This window comes from candidate division WOR-3 bacterium (genome assembly GCA_016867815.1).
Taxonomy (GTDB): Bacteria; Hydrothermota; Tepidihabitantia; order Tepidihabitantales; family Tepidihabitantaceae; genus UBA2258.
In genome coordinates this window covers 1-15,623 of the sequence record VGIR01000073.1, presented here as the reverse complement: position 1 = coordinate 15,623, position 15,623 = coordinate 1, and the positions used below count along the sequence as shown (strand labels likewise).

At 61.6% G+C, this 15,623-nt stretch carries 14 protein-coding genes and 1 pseudogene; 12 read left to right on the top strand and 3 right to left on the bottom strand.

The genetic code is table 11. The features are described 5' to 3' along the window. Positions 1 to 2,076: 2,076 nt before the first annotated feature. The 3 genes and pseudogenes from FJY68_10725 to FJY68_10715 all read right to left on the bottom strand — a co-directional run bounded on the left by FJY68_10725 (position 2,077) and on the right by FJY68_10715 (position 5,614). Positions 2,077 to 2,190: pseudogene (locus FJY68_10725) on the bottom strand (DUF1156 domain-containing protein). Positions 2,191 to 2,252: 62 nt separating this feature from the next. Continuing rightward, the gene (locus FJY68_10720) at positions 2,253 to 2,678 is read right to left on the bottom strand and encodes a hypothetical protein (GenBank protein ID MBM3332299.1); all 426 of its coding nucleotides are present in this window, start codon (positions 2,676 to 2,678) and stop codon (positions 2,253 to 2,255) included. After that, a complete protein-coding gene (locus tag FJY68_10715; protein ID MBM3332298.1) occupies positions 2,675 to 5,614 on the bottom strand; it encodes an ATP-binding protein in 2,940 nt (979 codons plus the stop codon). Before FJY68_10715 ends, FJY68_10720 begins: the two co-directional genes overlap by 4 nt. 206 nt (positions 5,615 to 5,820) lie before the next feature. Between FJY68_10715 and FJY68_10710 the strand changes: the two genes are divergently transcribed. From FJY68_10710 to FJY68_10655, 12 genes are all read left to right on the top strand, one after another. Continuing rightward, a complete protein-coding gene (locus tag FJY68_10710) occupies positions 5,821 to 6,063 on the top strand; it encodes a hypothetical protein (protein MBM3332297.1) in 243 nt (80 codons plus the stop codon). Between the two features lie 253 nt (positions 6,064 to 6,316). Further along, positions 6,317 to 6,790 (top strand): hypothetical protein, encoded by a 474-nt coding sequence (locus FJY68_10705; protein MBM3332296.1) that lies wholly within the window; start codon positions 6,317 to 6,319, stop codon positions 6,788 to 6,790. 30 nt (positions 6,791 to 6,820) lie between these two features. Then, a complete protein-coding gene (locus FJY68_10700) occupies positions 6,821 to 7,435 on the top strand; it encodes a sigma-70 family RNA polymerase sigma factor (protein MBM3332295.1) in 615 nt (204 codons plus the stop codon). Continuing rightward, positions 7,428 to 8,135, top strand: a complete 708-nt coding sequence (locus tag FJY68_10695) for an HPr family phosphocarrier protein (protein MBM3332294.1) — start codon at positions 7,428 to 7,430, stop codon at positions 8,133 to 8,135. Before FJY68_10700 ends, FJY68_10695 begins: the two co-directional genes overlap by 8 nt. Before the next feature lie 108 nt (positions 8,136 to 8,243). Continuing rightward, the gene (locus FJY68_10690) at positions 8,244 to 9,278 is read left to right on the top strand and encodes a HAMP domain-containing histidine kinase (protein ID MBM3332293.1); all 1,035 of its coding nucleotides are present in this window, start codon (positions 8,244 to 8,246) and stop codon (positions 9,276 to 9,278) included. Continuing rightward, complete coding sequence (locus FJY68_10685; GenBank protein MBM3332292.1) at positions 9,262 to 9,981, top strand: hypothetical protein; 720 nt, start codon at positions 9,262 to 9,264, stop codon at positions 9,979 to 9,981. The genes FJY68_10690 and FJY68_10685 overlap by 17 nt, the downstream gene beginning before the upstream one ends. Further along, complete coding sequence (locus tag FJY68_10680) at positions 9,974 to 10,480, top strand: hypothetical protein (GenBank protein ID MBM3332291.1); 507 nt, start codon at positions 9,974 to 9,976, stop codon at positions 10,478 to 10,480. The genes FJY68_10685 and FJY68_10680 overlap by 8 nt, the downstream gene beginning before the upstream one ends. Next, positions 10,477 to 12,021, top strand: coding sequence for a hypothetical protein (locus FJY68_10675; protein MBM3332290.1), 1,545 nt, complete (start codon positions 10,477 to 10,479; stop codon positions 12,019 to 12,021). Before FJY68_10680 ends, FJY68_10675 begins: the two co-directional genes overlap by 4 nt. Further along, a complete protein-coding gene (gene dcd, locus FJY68_10670; protein MBM3332289.1) occupies positions 11,969 to 12,790 on the top strand; it encodes a dCTP deaminase in 822 nt (273 codons plus the stop codon). Before FJY68_10675 ends, dcd begins: the two co-directional genes overlap by 53 nt. A 129-nt stretch (positions 12,791 to 12,919) precedes the next feature. After that, positions 12,920 to 13,210, top strand: a complete 291-nt coding sequence (locus tag FJY68_10665; protein ID MBM3332288.1) for a hypothetical protein — start codon at positions 12,920 to 12,922, stop codon at positions 13,208 to 13,210. A 156-nt stretch (positions 13,211 to 13,366) separates the two neighbouring features. Beyond that, positions 13,367 to 13,741 carry a hypothetical protein gene (locus FJY68_10660; GenBank protein MBM3332287.1) on the top strand — a complete coding sequence of 125 codons (375 nt, stop codon included), beginning with the start codon at positions 13,367 to 13,369 and terminating at the stop codon, positions 13,739 to 13,741. Positions 13,742 to 13,918: 177 nt separating this feature from the next. Continuing rightward, positions 13,919 to 15,514: a DUF885 domain-containing protein gene (locus tag FJY68_10655; protein ID MBM3332286.1), complete on the top strand. Its 1,596-nt coding sequence runs from the start codon at positions 13,919 to 13,921 to the stop codon at positions 15,512 to 15,514. The last annotated feature ends 109 nt before the right edge of the window (positions 15,515 to 15,623 follow it).

The following is a 15,623-nucleotide window of genomic DNA, read 5'->3' as shown; positions in this document are numbered from 1 at the left end:
TTTCATCACCCGCACACGCAGCACATCCAAAGCCGCCGGCGATAGACGCCGAGTATCGTCTTCTCTCATTACTCACAGTATACACCAAACCGACTCCCATGTCAAACATTTTATGCTCTGATTAGTAAATCCTTCCTGGTCCAGTCTCTGTGCTGTGGACAGGGCCTCATTGCGGACTTCTTCCTCCATGGTAGGGCCGTAATACCCCGTCTCGGCATCGTCTGGCCGCTTGCGGCAAATGAGCAGCACCGTGCTCTGGGCAGCATTCTTCCGTGCCAAATGCGTTGAGAGCTCACTCTCGGTTTTCACGGGCCACGTTGCCGTAATCTGGAACCCAAATCTGCGTTTCTCTGGAACCCTGCTGTCAGGGTCCACATGCAGGAGTGACTGAAGTAGAGCCGCCCATGCGCTCTGAAGCTTGTGCGTGAACATAACAGTCAACACGCCATCATCACGCAACACCCGCTTGGCCTCGCGGAAAGTGTCGGTCATAAGCCGTTGGTAGAAGGCGTGCGCTCGACGTTCTGCTTCGCCCTTCTTGTCCGACTCCCGCCTGTGGCGCGACAGGTTGACGACAGCCTCCTCAGTCTTGTCGCATAGATATGAGCCAAACCACTCGGGTCGGCGCTTGACCTGGGTGCGTTTGAGCCAGACATAGAAGAAATCCGCCAGCTCGGCATACTGCACGTTACCCGCATAGGGCGGGTCGACAACAACTGCGGTAACGCTTGAGTCGTCATCGTTCGGCAGGCTTGCCGCACTACCAAGGCTGATGAGAACCGGCCGGGCATTTTCTGCCTTTGGGAGGTGCGCGAGCCCTTCGTATGCTTCTATGGCGTTGTCAATTGCCCAGTCCAAGCCTGATCCGGCATTGCAGGGCGCCATCTCGGCCAACTGCATCTTGAAAGCGTAGTCGTGACGGTCGCGCCCCTTCATTACGCCAGAGGTGCTTTCCCACTTGGCGAGTGCGTGATTGTAGTTGGCAAACTTGTCTAAGGCGATCGCCAGCAGACACGCTACGGCTTCCCCAAGGTCTTCTCCTTCGGCCTTGACAATCTCTGCTTCCAATCCGCGTAGTTCCTCTACCAGCGTGCCCATGGCAAGTAGCTGCCTGGGAGTGAACAGCTTGGACCACATGTCCATTCCTTTGATGAGGACCTCTCGGGTCTTGTCACCAGCCGGGATTGCCTCACTGGGAATCGTGTTGCACTTGGTCCAGCCAGCCAGTTGCCGCGTAAGCTCTCGCTCGGCCTCGCGCAGCGCCTCGAAGTCAGCGGAGACGGGTGTCCGGAATGCCAGTTTGTTTGCCTTCTCCACAACTGCCTGAATCGCAGCCTGCATCTTACCCGCCTCAGCCATCTTGACGATATAGTCTCCCAAGATAGGCGAGGGCGAGAAGAGTGATGTTCCCCCGCCACCGGTGTATGTGGGAGGCGGCGGGTGCCTTCCAGTCCATGGATCTCGTATGAAGACGCTCCAAGCGCCTTTGCTCTTGTTGACGACAGGCTCCGACATTACCATGCGGCCAGCATTCCTAGGCTTGAGCAAGTGCCAGTAGGGCAGCAATGGCGTCATATGGCCAGTGTCGGGGCAGGGCACGGTCCGAGCCAAGATGTAGCACAGTGGCGGGACTTCGCCTGTCTTCGGGTAAAACCTGGACATGCGTTTGTTGAAGCGCTCCCGCAGCACCGCGCCCCATTTGCGCGTACACTCCCCGAGCTTCTTCCCGAATCTGAAAGGGAAGTCTACGGTGGCCTCGAGGACCAGGCAGGCGACTGGGTTGTACTCGTTGGCCTTTGCGGTTAGACCAAGCCGTGCCGCTTCGAGCGGAATCGAGCCGCCGCCCGCCATCGGGTCCATCACAACAGGATTCCTACCCCAAAGCTTCTCAATGGCTCGTTGAGCATTCCGCATCTCCTTCTCAGGCAGACCGTGCTTGAAGGCACGTTCTCCATGCGGGTTTGGGATCTTCAGCTTTCGCTCTCGGGCTCGGTCGAGCATCGCCTGGGCACGCACGAGCTCGTCACTAGTCCCCCAGAAACCTAGGAGTTTCTCAAACTGGGCTCGCGGGAAATCTGCGGGCAGAAGCGAACCCAAAACCGCAGCGCGCGACACGGTGAGCGGCCGTCGTGCCCACCATACGTGGAAGCGTTTGTCTGGCGGCTGCTGGCCGGTAGAACGCTCGCGCATGCACTCGACGCCGATGGCTGCGGCCGGCAGCCAGTCCTCAATTAGGACGCGGGGAGGCGTCTTCACTTCACCGCTTCGATCAGTATTCGCAGGGCCCGCACTGCCCGAACGCCGCCGCGATGGCCCATCACACCGAACCACCACGCTGTCTCAGCCGGATCCGAATTGCGCAGGCTCTCGGCCGCCCGGCGCATCCGGTCCGCGTTGCGCAGGCCACGACAGACCATCGAGTAGCAGGCGACCTTCGCACCCCAGTCCGGGTCGAGTTTCACGAATGGTCCGGGCGTGAGCAGTGTAGAGCCATTGTTGGCCCTTGCCGCCATACGCAGGAGTCCGGCCCCGGCGCTGAATGCGAGCGGCGATAGCGCGGCGACGCGGATGAGCCGTTCGCGACGCTTGTCGTCGAGCCGGCGCCGCACGACTATCGCGGCTAGCCCGGAGCGACGCCGCACTACCTTCAGGGCAAACTGAGCCTTGTCGTCTCTCATTCCTTGAACCTGGCAAAGACCTTGAGCGAATCGGGAGCGTCGTTGGCCGCCGTCTCGAGGGCAGGGGCCATTCCTGCCCGGCCTTCGCCATAGTCGAGGTTCAGGTCGGCCTTGTACATACCGCCCTCGGTCAGGGCGCGGTGGACGGTTTCAACCAGGTCCAGTGGTTTGAGCGAGTTCGTCTGCTTGACTTTGCCGATGCCCACGTTGGCCGAGCCCCCGCCCTTCAGGCTACCCGATACGCGGAGATCGAGTAGCGGTTGTTCGGCGCCCAGCCCGGGCGCAAGTCCGATCATGCTCCTCGCATCAGCCGGCGTCTCGGCCGTAAGCACGAGAGTCACGAGCCGGAACTTGCCTGCTAGCTCAATTGCCGTCTTCCAGTCATGCGCCTCTTTGGGGCCGGCAGTGGGAGGAGGGGGGGTAAATGGGCCGCCACCTCCACCACCGCCACCGCCGCCCTTGCCTTTGTCAGTTTCTGCGGGGTCCTCACGCACCCACTCCTGCGCGACCTTGCTCTCTGCTTTGGCGACCATGACGTCATCGGCAATGCGCACTTGCGACAGGTCAAGCCGGTCCGGGTACCGCCGACGCTGTCCGGGCTGCCCCGCAACGCAGCCCTTCTTGTCGAATACTCTGCCGTCAGCAGACCGCAGAACGCATTTGCCCGATTCGACAGCACGCAGAATGGTCTGGCGCACGAATCGGTCACCGGGTATGAGCTTCAGGTCAGCCATTGCATACAGACGTTCCTGCACGCTCTTGGTCTTGAACGTCTCGCCCGACACGTCTGCCGGAGTCGTGCCCGGTAGAACCTTGGCAGCAAAGAAGGGCGCATCGAGTGATTCGTCGTCTCGATAGACCAGCCCCTTGTCCTGCAGGAACCGGAGCAGATTGGCCTGCCCTTTGGCCTGAGCGACCGCCTGCTCGTCGGACACGAGCATCTCTTCAGTCAAGGATAGCACCCTGCCGCCGGGCAGGACCAGGCGGTCGAATGCACGGTAGCTGTTTAGCCGTGACCGTTTGGCCAAGTCGGGCCGAATCTTCTTGAGCTGGTCGCGGATGTGTTTGTCCTGGTCCAACGCAGAGCGCTCGCGTTCCGACCATTCAGCCTCGGCCGCGAGATGACGCCTCGCATGCAGGGCGGCGCTGTCGAGCTTCGCTGGGCTTGGGCAGATGGCCAGCAGGGCATTCCGGAAGGAGCGCAATTCCGGCGCGGCAGGATTGGAGTTGTCTTTGTACGCAAGAACTGCTTTCGCCGTGTCCTCGGACTCACACAGAGCCAATTGGAGCCTCGGTTCGTCATGAACGTGCCTGGGCTCAAGTGGCCACGGTGCAGGCATGAACTGAGGGCCATGGTAGAACGCCTGCACGTCGGTCTTCACTTTCGCCAATGCGTCGGCAGGGTCGAGCTTGTCGGCCCGTTCCTCGATGATGCGGTTGATGTTAGGCTCGAACTGAAAACGCCAGCGCCCACCGGTCGTCAGGTGCGTGTACCAGCAGCGACTAATGAGACCGTCGAGGGCCTCGGACGGTTCGGGTCCGGCATCCTCGGGGCGCAGCACGGCCAACGTGACCTCTGCAGGGTCGAGTCCGGTCGTCGCAGCCACGGGCAAGCTCTCAAGCAGCAGAGCAGATGCGACGCGACGGTGAACGTCATCCGGCTTGTCTCCATCCAGTTCCTGGGCATGGCCGGCTATGTCTGCCCTTACTACTGCCTTGAACTCATCAAGGTTCAGCCTGCCCAGCAGGTCGTTTTGGACGCCGGAGTCAGCCCAGTTGATATCGCCAGCGGTGATAAGGGCCGGCTTGACGTCGCGCTTGGCTACCTCGCGGAGGATTCTGGAGAACAGGCGGAGAACGCCGCGGCTCTTCTGGAAGTTCTCGATGGCACCAAGCACGTTCTGTGCGGTGTCCACCAGTCGAGGATGGAACGGGTAGCACTCGACAACGCGCTCTGCATACTTGGCGGTCAGGGCCTCAGCCGGTATCAACTCTGAGTGCTCTTGGGCAACACGCTTGTACGTGTCGCAGTACTGGGCAGAGGCCTTGTGCGCGGCTCGCGCGTCCACATCCTCAAACAGCCGCCGGTTGATGACTTTCGCAGTCTCATCCTGTATCGGATCAAAGCACGACGACCGCCGTGCTTCAACTTCGTTGATGGCCTGGGCTGCGGCGAGGACCTTCGCCAGTCCGGCAGTCGACTGAGCGTATACAGGCTGGTTGCCGGGGTCGGTCGTGACTAGAACGGTCTGGGGACGGTTGACCACGATGCCGATGAAATTGTCCAGGAACCTGAGCAGGTTCTTCTGCGGCTGGTCCGCAAGGCCAGCCATGTACTTGACCAGCTCGTCGAGCAGGATGAGCACCGGGCCGTCCGGGAACATGCGTTCAATCAATGCCCCGTGCGGCTGCTTGGTGATGTCGTCAACATCCTCGAAGTCGCGCGGCAAACGCCGACCGTTCAGGAAGTAGGCCAACTCCGCCCAGAGGGTGTGCGTCTTGACCGCGCCGTGCTCGGCGAAGATAGGCGTGCCCGCCCTGCCGATGTCTATGGCGGCCACCGCGACCTTGGACGGCCGGCCAGCCGCAGGCAGGAGGTCGGTGCCTAGCGTCTTGCTGCGGATGTTGGTGGCAAGGTGATAGAGGGCTATCAGGGCGTGTGTCTTGCCGCCGCCAAACCCCGTGCTGAGGCGCACGACCGCTCCGGCCTCTTTCGGGTCAGCCAGCCGATTGAACACCAGTTCGGCTATTCGCTTCAGCTCCTTGGCCGGGTGTGTGTTCTGGAAGAACACCTTTGGATTGGAGTAGACCTCTGGCGCATTCGTCTTGCCCTCAACCACCGCGTCGAAGTCCGCGCCGAAGATCGCATCGTCGAGTTCGCCCTTCAGCACCTCGGGACGCGGAACCCACGGCATCTTCTTGGACGTTGTTGGCATACTCACCGCCTTCCTGCGAGCGCGTCCAAACCACACACGTTAGGTGGAATCGAACTCACTCGCCATAGCATAGGTTTTGGCTTGGTATTATCGGACTGAGTCCTCCTAAGTCAAGCGAACGCGGATACGCCGCGCGTGCTGGGGATGGGCTGGCGCGGGGCCCAGTGCAGGCCCTGCACCTTGCGTGGTTGCGGTGACTGCTGCGGATGGAGATACGAGGGCTGGAGCGGTCGCTGTTCATTGGCCTGTTGCGGTTGGAGGGATGGACGCCGTTGCAGAAGCAGGCGCGGCCACAGGTGTGGGAGCAGGAGCGGGGGATGGCCATGGGCGAGGACTCGCACCAGCAATGGGTGCTGTTGCGTCTGGATAAGCGGCGGAAGGAACGAGGGAAGCGCATGAGACTGTTGCAGGGGCTTGAGCGGGTGACGTTTCCCGCGCCGTTGCAGTAGCCGTTGCGGGCGCCGGAGCGAGGGATGCATAAGGGGCTGTTGCTCCCCCCGCCGTAGAGAGGACGGTTGCTGCGGACGGACGAAGTCAGGTAGCAGAGGCTAGACGTCGGAAGTCGGAATTGTGGAACCGACGGAAAAGGCAGGACTTGGAGCCGACGAGGAACAACACAAGCGTGAACGATGTACGAAGTAGCGAGGTTGGATGTTACGTTTTGGGGTTCTGGTTTCTCTAATACCGGTGAAAGGAGATTCCATGAAGGAAACTCGAAACCCGAATGACGAAGCTCGAATGAAGAAGGCCGCACGAGCCGGAGCGGATGCGAACGACCCGGTAGTGGAGCGAATCAGGCGGACCGTGGCCAGGTACGAGGCCAAGTCCAGGCCGGAGCGGACGACCGCGATCCTCGCCGCCAAGTCCGACCTGATGCGGGAACGCTACCGGGCACAGGCCGTGATGCAGGGACTGGTGGACAAGGCCGTGGCTGAAGTCACCGACGCGGCAGGCATCCCGGTGATGACCCGGTTGTGGTACAAGTCGTTCGGCCGAGAAGTGAGCCGTGTGTGGCGGACGATACCGTCGGCTTGTCTCGAGATCGAGTACGACGTGGTCCGATACAAGTGGACCGCCCGAGGTCTGGACCCAATGCTCCTCGTCAGAGTCAGAGTCGCGGTCATCGAGTTGCTGGAAACCTGCCACTTCCCGCGCAAGTACGAGCCATTGACATGATGTCAAAGGCGAATAGAGTGAGGAGGCGACATGGAAGAGAATGACGCCGGCAAGCCACGCGGGCCGTGCAAACCTGAGGACCCCGACAGGGACATCGTCGCCGACATTCTCGTCGGCGAGGAGGCCTTTGAGGCCTTGGTCAAGAAGTACGAAGGAGCGCTCGTCTGCATCGCGTTTGAGAGCACACACAACCGCGAGGAAGCTCAGGATGCGGTCCAGGTCGCACTTGACCGCGCATTCCGGAAGATCCGGCAGTTCAAGGGGCAGTCCATGTTCACAACCTGGCTGATCGCGATACTCAAGCATGAGTTGATTCACCGCTGGAAGAAGCGTACCAGAGTGGAGAATGTAGAGAAGAGCCTCGACGAAACGCCCGACGACCACCTAGTTCCTTTGGCCAGCGACCCGCCAACGCTCGAGCAGGTACACGATGAACACAAGGAGTTCGCTGAGATCGCGGCGGACATTGTTCTACGCCTGCCGCAACAGGAGTCGCGTGTGTGCAGTCTCGCGCTGCTCGCCGACATGACGGAGCAGGATGCGGCGGATGCGCTAGGCGTGAAAGTGACCGCGGTCAGAACGGCCCTCATGCGCGGTAAGAAGAAGCTGCAGGAGATGTGCAGGGATCGAGGTTGCCATGATTAAGGCGGCGTTGGACGTCAAGAGCTGGAATCCGAGAGAGGCGGTCGCGTTCGGGGTTCGCGCCCGCCGGTTTGCGTCCAAGATCGCCCTGTCCGCGGGAGAGACCAGGATAGATGGCAAAGACGCCGTTGAAGTGCTATACCTGAAGCCCCAACTTGGCCGGGTGATAGTGCTTGAGGTGTCGGGTGAGGATGAGCAAGCGGCTTTCGACGCACTCTTGGGAGGATTGTCCGCGGTAGTGGGGACGGCCGGTAGCATGGGAGGGAGACTGCGAGTGCACGTGGTTGAGCCAGCCGAGTCGGGACTCGAGGTCAGGAGCCGGAGGCCGAAGGCCAGAGCAACGCTAGGCGACTTCTGGCTGCGGCTGCTGCAGGCGTGGCGGGTGATTCCGTCTCTGAAACCGGAGTACACGAGACCCGCGCCGGTGATGAGGCTCGGGCCTTCGGGCCGACGTGAGAGGCCGCGCGACCCGCTTGGCGATATCATGCGCCGAGTCGGAGTTCCCTCACCGCAGCATGGTGCATATCGGGAGTTCGCACGCGAGCTCGGGCGGGCCCTGGCGTGTTCGGACGACGACCGCGAAGTGAAGCACGCCGTCGCCGCAGTGCTGGCTTGGGCCGAGTCGCGCGGGCTCTCGAGCGACTTGCTTGAGAGCATCGCGGTGGAAACAGTTGTCCGGCTGAAGGCGAACGCCCTTCCGTGAGACGGCTCTTGCTGCTTGGCGGCGTCTAGCCAGTCTCCCGGCTACTCAAGACCAACGCGGCCCTAGCGCGTGCTTGACAAGAGGAGAGCGTTTCAGTATAACTCCGCTGTGCTCTGTGACGGCGGTCCGGTCATACGGCTCGGCCGTGAACTCACAACGTCGTCCGTGGAGGTAATAGCAGCGGCGCTGTCGCGCGGCGTCTTGGCCGAGGCAAGGTCCCACGACTGCCTCATGGTTGACATGTCTGAAGTCCGATGGGCGTACCCGACCGGGATTGTCGGAGTCTTGGCCCTGCTACGGTACATGACAGCGACACTTGGATGGACCACTTCCGCACATTTCGGGAAGGCGACTGTTCAGCTACCTGCTCGGCGCAACAAGAACTCGTTTCCAGCCGGATATCTTAACAGCATTGGGTTCATCAATCACTGCGAGCGGTTGTTCGTGGACACCAACAAGACTCAGATTCCCTTTCTAGGAGAAAGTAGAGACTGCTTCGCGCCGCGTCTGTACTTGGACCTCCGACGGGTCGAATCCGGAGCCACGGCCCACCCGAAAACTAGGGATGATTTTCTGGCCGAGGTCAACGCCGAGGTGCTGTCGAGGTTCCGCAGATGGCTGGCGGAGAAAGCTGTGCTGGCTAGAAATGAGCCGAAGGCCGTCATCGGCGCGGCGTCGGCACTGCAGGAGCTAGTGACCAACGTCTTCGACCATTCAACCACTGGCGGGTACGCCTATGCGCAGCAAGGCGTTCGCAGCAGGCGAAGGTACTTGGCCGTTGTGGTGGCGGACACCGGGCCGGGGATTCACAAGAGCATTCAGATTCTGGCCGAGACTCTGAACAAGCCCGAAATCAGTGACGGCGAGGCAATCCGTTTGGCTGGCGAGAAGTTCGCCACGTCGAAGCCGCGCAGGATAGGCGGCGGCCGTTACGGCGGCGGCATTGGGCTGAGCATCCTTCAGGAGGTAGCGGACGAGACCGAGGGTGTCTTGAACGTCCGCTCTGGGAACGCGGCCGCGCACTATCGAGCGGGCCACATGTCTATCATCGAGAAGGGGTTGGCTGAGTACCCCGGCACCTATGTCAGCCTGTATATTCCTATCTTGAACGAAGGAGGAGCGCCGAATGTCGACGGGGAGTAAACTGCAGCTTGGCGAACCGCTGGAGCTCAGCAAGAAGGGTTTGCCGTCGTGTCTGACCGGAACTGAGCGTGGCGACTCGGTGTTCGACGACGTCGTAGAGCCACACGCGAAGACCCTGGCCGAGCCCTACCTGCTAATGATAGACCTAAAGAACCTGACAATTGAGTACTTCTTCGTAGTGAAGCTGGTCTACCGCGCGGCGGAGTACGCGAAGGCTACGCAAGGAAGATACTTCGGGTACCAGACCCACCACAACCAGATCAAGTTCTTCACCTGGGGGCACGAAATGGTCAGTGGCGGCTTCGAGCCCGGCTCGGTGCAGGAAGCGGTACAGCGGCTGGGCAGGGAGCGATTCGGAGACCAAGACGGACTCGACCCGAGTCTCAAGTTCGCTCGCGCCTGCTTCGTGCTGCATCGGGATCACGACTACGAAGACCCGGCGCCTATCTACGTCGGCGTAAGCGACGTGCAGCGGGGCGTGCTCGACGCGCTTGACCGTACGCCCCGTGGTTTGGCCACGCCGACCGAGCTTCTGCGCACGCTAGGCGGCCAAAATGCGACCGGGCTTCAGAAGGAGTTGAATCAGCTATCGGCCGAGAAGTTGGTGTTCGACCACCCCGGCAGCAGGAGGCGATACTCGTCGCTTTACGGCGTCATCAGGTCGAAAGGACCGGTTCAGCCCGAGGAGAACACCAATGATTGACGTAGCAGCAAGGCCCAGAGAGAGTGCTCTTTCCGTCTATGATGCCTTCGAAAGGGTGCATCGCCTTGCCTTGGCCCTGCAGGTGCCCGCACCCGAAAAGGACAAACGGCGGGTTGCGCTTGAGGACATGTACGAGCTCGACCGCGCTTGCGCCGTCGGGATGGCGAAGATGAACGACACAGAGATGACGGAAGATGAGGCGGCCTGCGTCAGGATCGTCTCCGTCATCGTCGATGCGTTATTCCAGTTCAACGTACGCGAGGTACCAACCGCAAAGCCGGTTGGCGGTCCGCACGAAAAGCCGAAGGAGGACCTGATCGAGAGTTTCCTACGGTCGGCGAGGATAACGCTTGAGGCAGGGACGGCCGACGCGTGTGAACCGAGCATTGCCCGACAAGCTAGTGCCGTTTGTGCAGCGTTCCTGGCCACCGAGTTTTCGGCCGCCAACGAGATGCTCGAGAATCCCGACGCTCTCATAGCAGGGTACATCAACCGGTGACCGAGCACCGAACCCTGGCGCTTGATCTCTTGGCCGGCGAGATAGCCGAGAAGGTATGCCGAATTGACACGGTGCTGGACGCGGCGGAGCGGGACGCACCGTCGTCCGAGCACCAAGTCGTAAGCGCCATTCGCGACATGGTCGATGTGCTGAAGCACGAGCTGTTCTATGCCCTCAGCGCCTGGCGCGAGGGCCGCAAGCCCTCGCGGCCGGAAGAACCGAAGACCGCGTTAGGCCGGCAGATGCTCTTTGCCGACGGGCTTATGCGCGTCGTTAACCACTTTCACCCAGTGCATCTGCAGCTAGGGCTCTTGAGCACGAGTTGGATCGGCTCGGAGACCCAGATATTCCTGCGAGGCCTGTTTCGCACGTCGCCAGCGGCGATTGAACGAATCAGCGTTGTTGCGTCGCGGGAGTATGCGTTCGCCGAAGCGGGCCTTCCCGGAGAAACGCTGGGACGGGGTGGGCCAGAGGACAATTCCGGCAACCAGACTGTAGTCGTGCTGTTGCCGCGGATCGAGCTGCGAAATCCACTCAATTGGGCAATGGGTGCGCACGAGGCCGCGCATGCTATCATGCATATGCGCGGGGTTCGGGAGTCGCTCGAGAGAATCTGGAGCAGGACGCGGGGGCTGCAGCGAGAGTCATTTTTCGCGTGGACCCAAGAACTGCTGGCGGATTACCTAGCCTGTACATGCCTGCTAGACGCGTATCCAGTGTCGCTGGCCCTATACGCGTTCACATCTAGACAGCGGATAGACAGTGTATCCGTCAGCCATCCGGAACTGCTGCGGCGCATCCGGGACCTCATGAACCTCTTCCTACCAGTTTGGGGACCGCCCAAGCTCTCGCCGGTGTTTCTTGAACCACCGGGCTTTGGTAGTGCCAGTCTGTTCTTTCCGGCCGGAGAGAGCGACATCGGCGACCTGTCGGTGCTTCTGAACGACTTGGTCGACCTGACGCTGCACCTGCCTCAGACCAGAGCGCAGGGCGTTAACCGGACCGAGTACCCGTTCCAGACACACGAACTGCTTGAGGCCCTGAAGGGAATCGTCGTCGAGTCCCAACGAGACCTCCGGACCGAGCACCCGAAGGCTGAGTACGACAGCGCGACCCGCAAAGCACTGTTGAAGAGACTGAATCAGCACGTGCCCATCGGATCGTTCCCCTCCAGCCCGGAGCAGCCCGCGGTCCTCAAGTGCCAATCCGCAGAGCTGAAGGATCATCTGGAGGAAGGCAAGCCGTTGACCGGGGATTGCACAGACCTGAAGAAGGACCTGTTCAACTCGATCCGCGAGCTGCCGACAACCATGACCCAGATAATCAACACCGGTTGGCACTACCGACTGACAGTCAGTCACGAGCGTTTCTCCCAGGCGTTTCTCAACGAAGGATACTCTCTCGACGACCCCAAGAAGGGCTTCCTCAAACGGCTGGACGATTACCGGGCGCACATTGAAGAACGGGACAAACTGCTGCTGAAATCCATTGAGATCGCGCACTACGTGGATGTACTCAGGGAGCTACCCGATGGTGCTTAACGAAATCCACCTTGCCAAGAGGCTGTGCGAGGGCCTGAGAGACTCGATGAAAGGGCTAGTGATTACGCCGATGATGGACCCGGAGCGCCAGATCAATGGAACATCAGTCGACTTGCGACTGGGGGCAGACTTCAAGGTCGTCAAACCCACCAAGTACACGCACCTCGACCCGCGTTTGCCCAAGGAAGACATCAAGCGGATGGTAGCGCGCTATACTGAGGAGATTCACATACCACCCGATGCCGCCTTCGTGCTGCACCCGAGCTCGTTCGCGCTGGGCAGCACGCTGGAGCACGTCAGCATTCCGGCTGATTGCTGTGGTCGGCTGGAAGGCAGAAGCGGTTTGGGAAGAATGGGGTTGCAGGTGCACTCCACAGCTGGCTACGTGGACGCGGGATTCTCCGGAGCCCTCACACTCGAATTACAGAACGTCGGTACGCTGCCTATTCTCCTTTTCCCTGGCGTGCGGGTTGCCCAGATCAGCCTGCACCTGTGCTACGCCACAACCAAGGGGTACGAAGAAAGACAGGGCAGCTACTCGCGGCAAACCGGCGCTGGCGGGAGCCAAGCGTTCGGCGACGTGGAGTACGAAAAGCTGCGTGCGCGCCACGCGGAGGTACGCAAGAGGCAGTTCGTAGAAGCGTTCCCGCATGACGCGTACAAGGAGATTGTGGACCTAATGAACAGCAAGGACCCTCCTCCCGTCGAGGCCCTCTGGCAGTATCTCATCAGTAAGATCGGGGCGATAGGAGAAGCCCCGCCCGCGTAGACTCACCGCCGAACAACCTACGCCGCTAGCTGGCACCGGTCAGTTTGACGGTGCTTGGGCCGCCTGAATCTGCGCAACCCCTCACACCTGTTACGTTCCGTTGTCCTCGTTGCTCTAATCCTGGTGAACATGAGAAACAGAAGTGTGATGAGTGCTTCGCGGCTGGTGGCCGAGGCAGATCGGGTGCGCGAGATAGTCGGACTGAACCAAAGGGCCGAGGTTCTCATCCCGAAGACCGAGAGAGGGCAGCGAGCACTGGTGTTCCTCGTGACACAGAGCAGGCAACTTCTCGGCCTCAGGCGCAGGCTGATGGAAGCCGCTCTGGTTGAACTTCTCTGGCAGTATCAGGACTTCGTCGAGGGGAGCGATACGGGATACGTGGTGAGGCAGCTCATAGCCGACATTGGGACACGGGGCTAGGACGATGTCAGATTGCAGATTGAAGATTGCAGAATTCAGATTGACCAATGTACGGGCCGGCAGCAGGCGAAGGCCACGCCTGGCCCGGACCGAGGCCGCAACCGGCGTCCGCCATGGTAAGGATGCCAATCTCGTTGCCGAAAGGAGGTGATAGCCATGCCGATTGACCCCACCAAGCGAATCGCCAACTGGAACGAGAAGTACAACCTCGAGCGCGTCAACGCGATCCTGACCGAGAAGCGACCGACGATGCTCCAGAACGTGAGCGCAGTCATGCCCCTGATCGCGGCCATGGAGCTGCAGGTTAAGCAGGTCTGTGATGGAGCCGGAGTGCCGACAATCCAGTACCCGTTCTACCTGTGCTTCGGACGTGAGATGTGGAAGCTGAGCCGTTCGGACATCTCGGGTGAGTCGCTCGCGAAGGAAGCGGCGGTCCTGATTGCCAAGTGGAAGGCCCGCGGCCTGATCGAGGCCGTGCTGCAGGCCATCCGCACCGACGTCTTCAACGTCGTCGCGCCGGTAGCGCCGTAACGCGACCAGCACAATAGGGACCGGGGAAGGCTGCCTTCCCCGGCCCTTTCTTGGGGTCTGCCGTCGCCGGGCCTCCCGTCACGGCGGGGCGCTGACCGCTCTCCCGCTTGACTCCGTGTTGCCTTGCCTGATACTCTCTCAATCCCTTCCCTGCCGGCACACTGAAAGGAGGCCCGGATGTTTCGCCTGCGGGTACAATTCGCACCGTTTGTCTGCGCTGCAGGCCTGTTCGTAGCCTCGGCGTTCGCGATCGGCCCGATCCGGCCGGGCGCGAGCGCCAGGCTTGATTCACTCGGCCGCGCGGCCTACCGGACGCTTTGGGAGTTCCACCCGGTGGACGCGACCCGCTGCGGGTTCCACGAGTTCGACGGCCGGCTCGGCGACTATTCGCCCGCCCGTACCGTTGCCCTGAAGCGCTCGGTCAGCCGCTTCCTCGCCCAGGTCGACAGCCTGGATACGCTCGCGCTGTCGCTCGACGAACGCATCGACCGCGAGCTGCTCGCCTCCAACCTGAAGATGGAGCTCTTCTGGCTCGACCGGTTCAAGCTGCTGGAGCGCGACCCGCACTACTACTCCGACGAGTGCGTCGGCGGCGTCTACTACGTTCTCCTGCGCGACTTCGCGCCGCTGGCGGAACGCGCCCGGTGCGCGGCCGAACGCATGGAGGACGTGCCGCGGTTCATACGGCAGGCCCGCGCCAGTGTGAAGGACCCGCCCCGGCTCTACGCCGAGGCCGCGATCGACGGGTTGAAGGATGCGGAGGATTTCTTCCAGGAGAGCGCGGACGAACTGGGCAAGCAGGTTCCGGAACTCGCGAGCCGGCTCGCCGCGGCCGCAGACAAGGCTGTCAACTCCGTCCGCGCCTGGCGGGCCGGGCTGGAACTCGATTTGCCGCGCCTGAGCGACAGTTTTGCGATGGGCCGGGAGAAGTTCAACTACCTGCTGGCGACCGACAAGTTCCTCGACTTCGATTCCGACTCGCTGCTGCGGATGGGCGAGAACCTGTTCGCACGTACCGATTCGGTGCGGAAGGTGCTGCGTGCCGAGGAGGCCGAGGTCCTGAAGCGCCACCCGGCGCCGCGGCCGACGGACGAGCCCGCGCCGGCCGGCTTCTCCCGGCAGGACGTGCTCGCCGCCCAGCAGGCGGAGATCGAGTCCATGCGGGTCTGGGTCGAGAGCAGCAACACGGCCACGGTACCCGCCTGGGTCGGGCCGCTCCGGGTAGTCGAGACCCCGGCTTTCATGCGCCGCATCATCCCCGGCATCGCCATGGAGGGCGCGGCCCCGCTGGACGAGAACCAGACCGGCTACATGTACATCCGGCCGTTGCCCGACCGGTTCGATACCGCCCTGGCCCGGCAGTACTACAATTCCGGCAGGCGGCGCGGTCACCGGGGCGGAATCGTCCACGAGGGCCTGCCCGGTCACCACTTCCAGATTTCAGTCGCCAATCACAACCCGTCGTTCATCCGCCGGCTGCAGTTCAACACCTGCCTGATTGAAGGCTGGGCGCTCTATTGCGAGCAAATGGTGGTCGAGCAGGGACTCTACCCGCCCGACTCGTTCCCGGACCTGCGCTGGCTCGGCGGTGTCTGGTTCCGCGCCGCACGCATCATCGTGGACGCGAAGCTCCACACCGGCCGGATGAGCTACGACGACGCCTGGAAGTTCATGGTCGACAAGTGCTGGCCCGATACCGCCTTCTTCCAGGCCGAGGTGAGGCGCTACTGTCTGTCGCCGAGCCAGCCGATGAGCTACTACGGAGAGCACTAAATGTTTGACAGCTTGAGGTCATGTTGCCGCATATCGGACGTGCTCTTCCGCAAAGTAACTCCTGACCACTTCTGGCTGGCGTTGCCGGCTGCGTAGGTAGGATCGGGCC

Excerpts from the sequence above, each read along its gene's own strand:
- FJY68_10720 (MBM3332299.1), bottom strand. The coding sequence starts at position 2,678 with ATGAGAGACGACAAGGCTCAGTTTGCCCTGAAGGTAGTGCGGCGTCGC.
- FJY68_10715 (MBM3332298.1), bottom strand. The coding sequence starts at position 5,614 with ATGCCAACAACGTCCAAGAAGATGCCGTGGGTTCCGCGTCCCGAGGTG.
- FJY68_10710 (MBM3332297.1), top strand. The coding sequence starts at position 5,821 with ATGGAGATACGAGGGCTGGAGCGGTCGCTGTTCATTGGCCTGTTGCGG.
- FJY68_10705 (MBM3332296.1), top strand. The coding sequence starts at position 6,317 with ATGAAGGAAACTCGAAACCCGAATGACGAAGCTCGAATGAAGAAGGCC.
- FJY68_10700 (MBM3332295.1), top strand. The coding sequence starts at position 6,821 with ATGGAAGAGAATGACGCCGGCAAGCCACGCGGGCCGTGCAAACCTGAG.
- FJY68_10695 (MBM3332294.1), top strand. The coding sequence starts at position 7,428 with ATGATTAAGGCGGCGTTGGACGTCAAGAGCTGGAATCCGAGAGAGGCG.
- FJY68_10685 (MBM3332292.1), top strand. The coding sequence starts at position 9,262 with ATGTCGACGGGGAGTAAACTGCAGCTTGGCGAACCGCTGGAGCTCAGC.
- FJY68_10680 (MBM3332291.1), top strand. The coding sequence starts at position 9,974 with ATGATTGACGTAGCAGCAAGGCCCAGAGAGAGTGCTCTTTCCGTCTAT.
- FJY68_10665 (MBM3332288.1), top strand. The coding sequence starts at position 12,920 with ATGAGAAACAGAAGTGTGATGAGTGCTTCGCGGCTGGTGGCCGAGGCA.
- FJY68_10660 (MBM3332287.1), top strand. The coding sequence starts at position 13,367 with ATGCCGATTGACCCCACCAAGCGAATCGCCAACTGGAACGAGAAGTAC.
- FJY68_10655 (MBM3332286.1), top strand. The coding sequence starts at position 13,919 with ATGTTTCGCCTGCGGGTACAATTCGCACCGTTTGTCTGCGCTGCAGGC.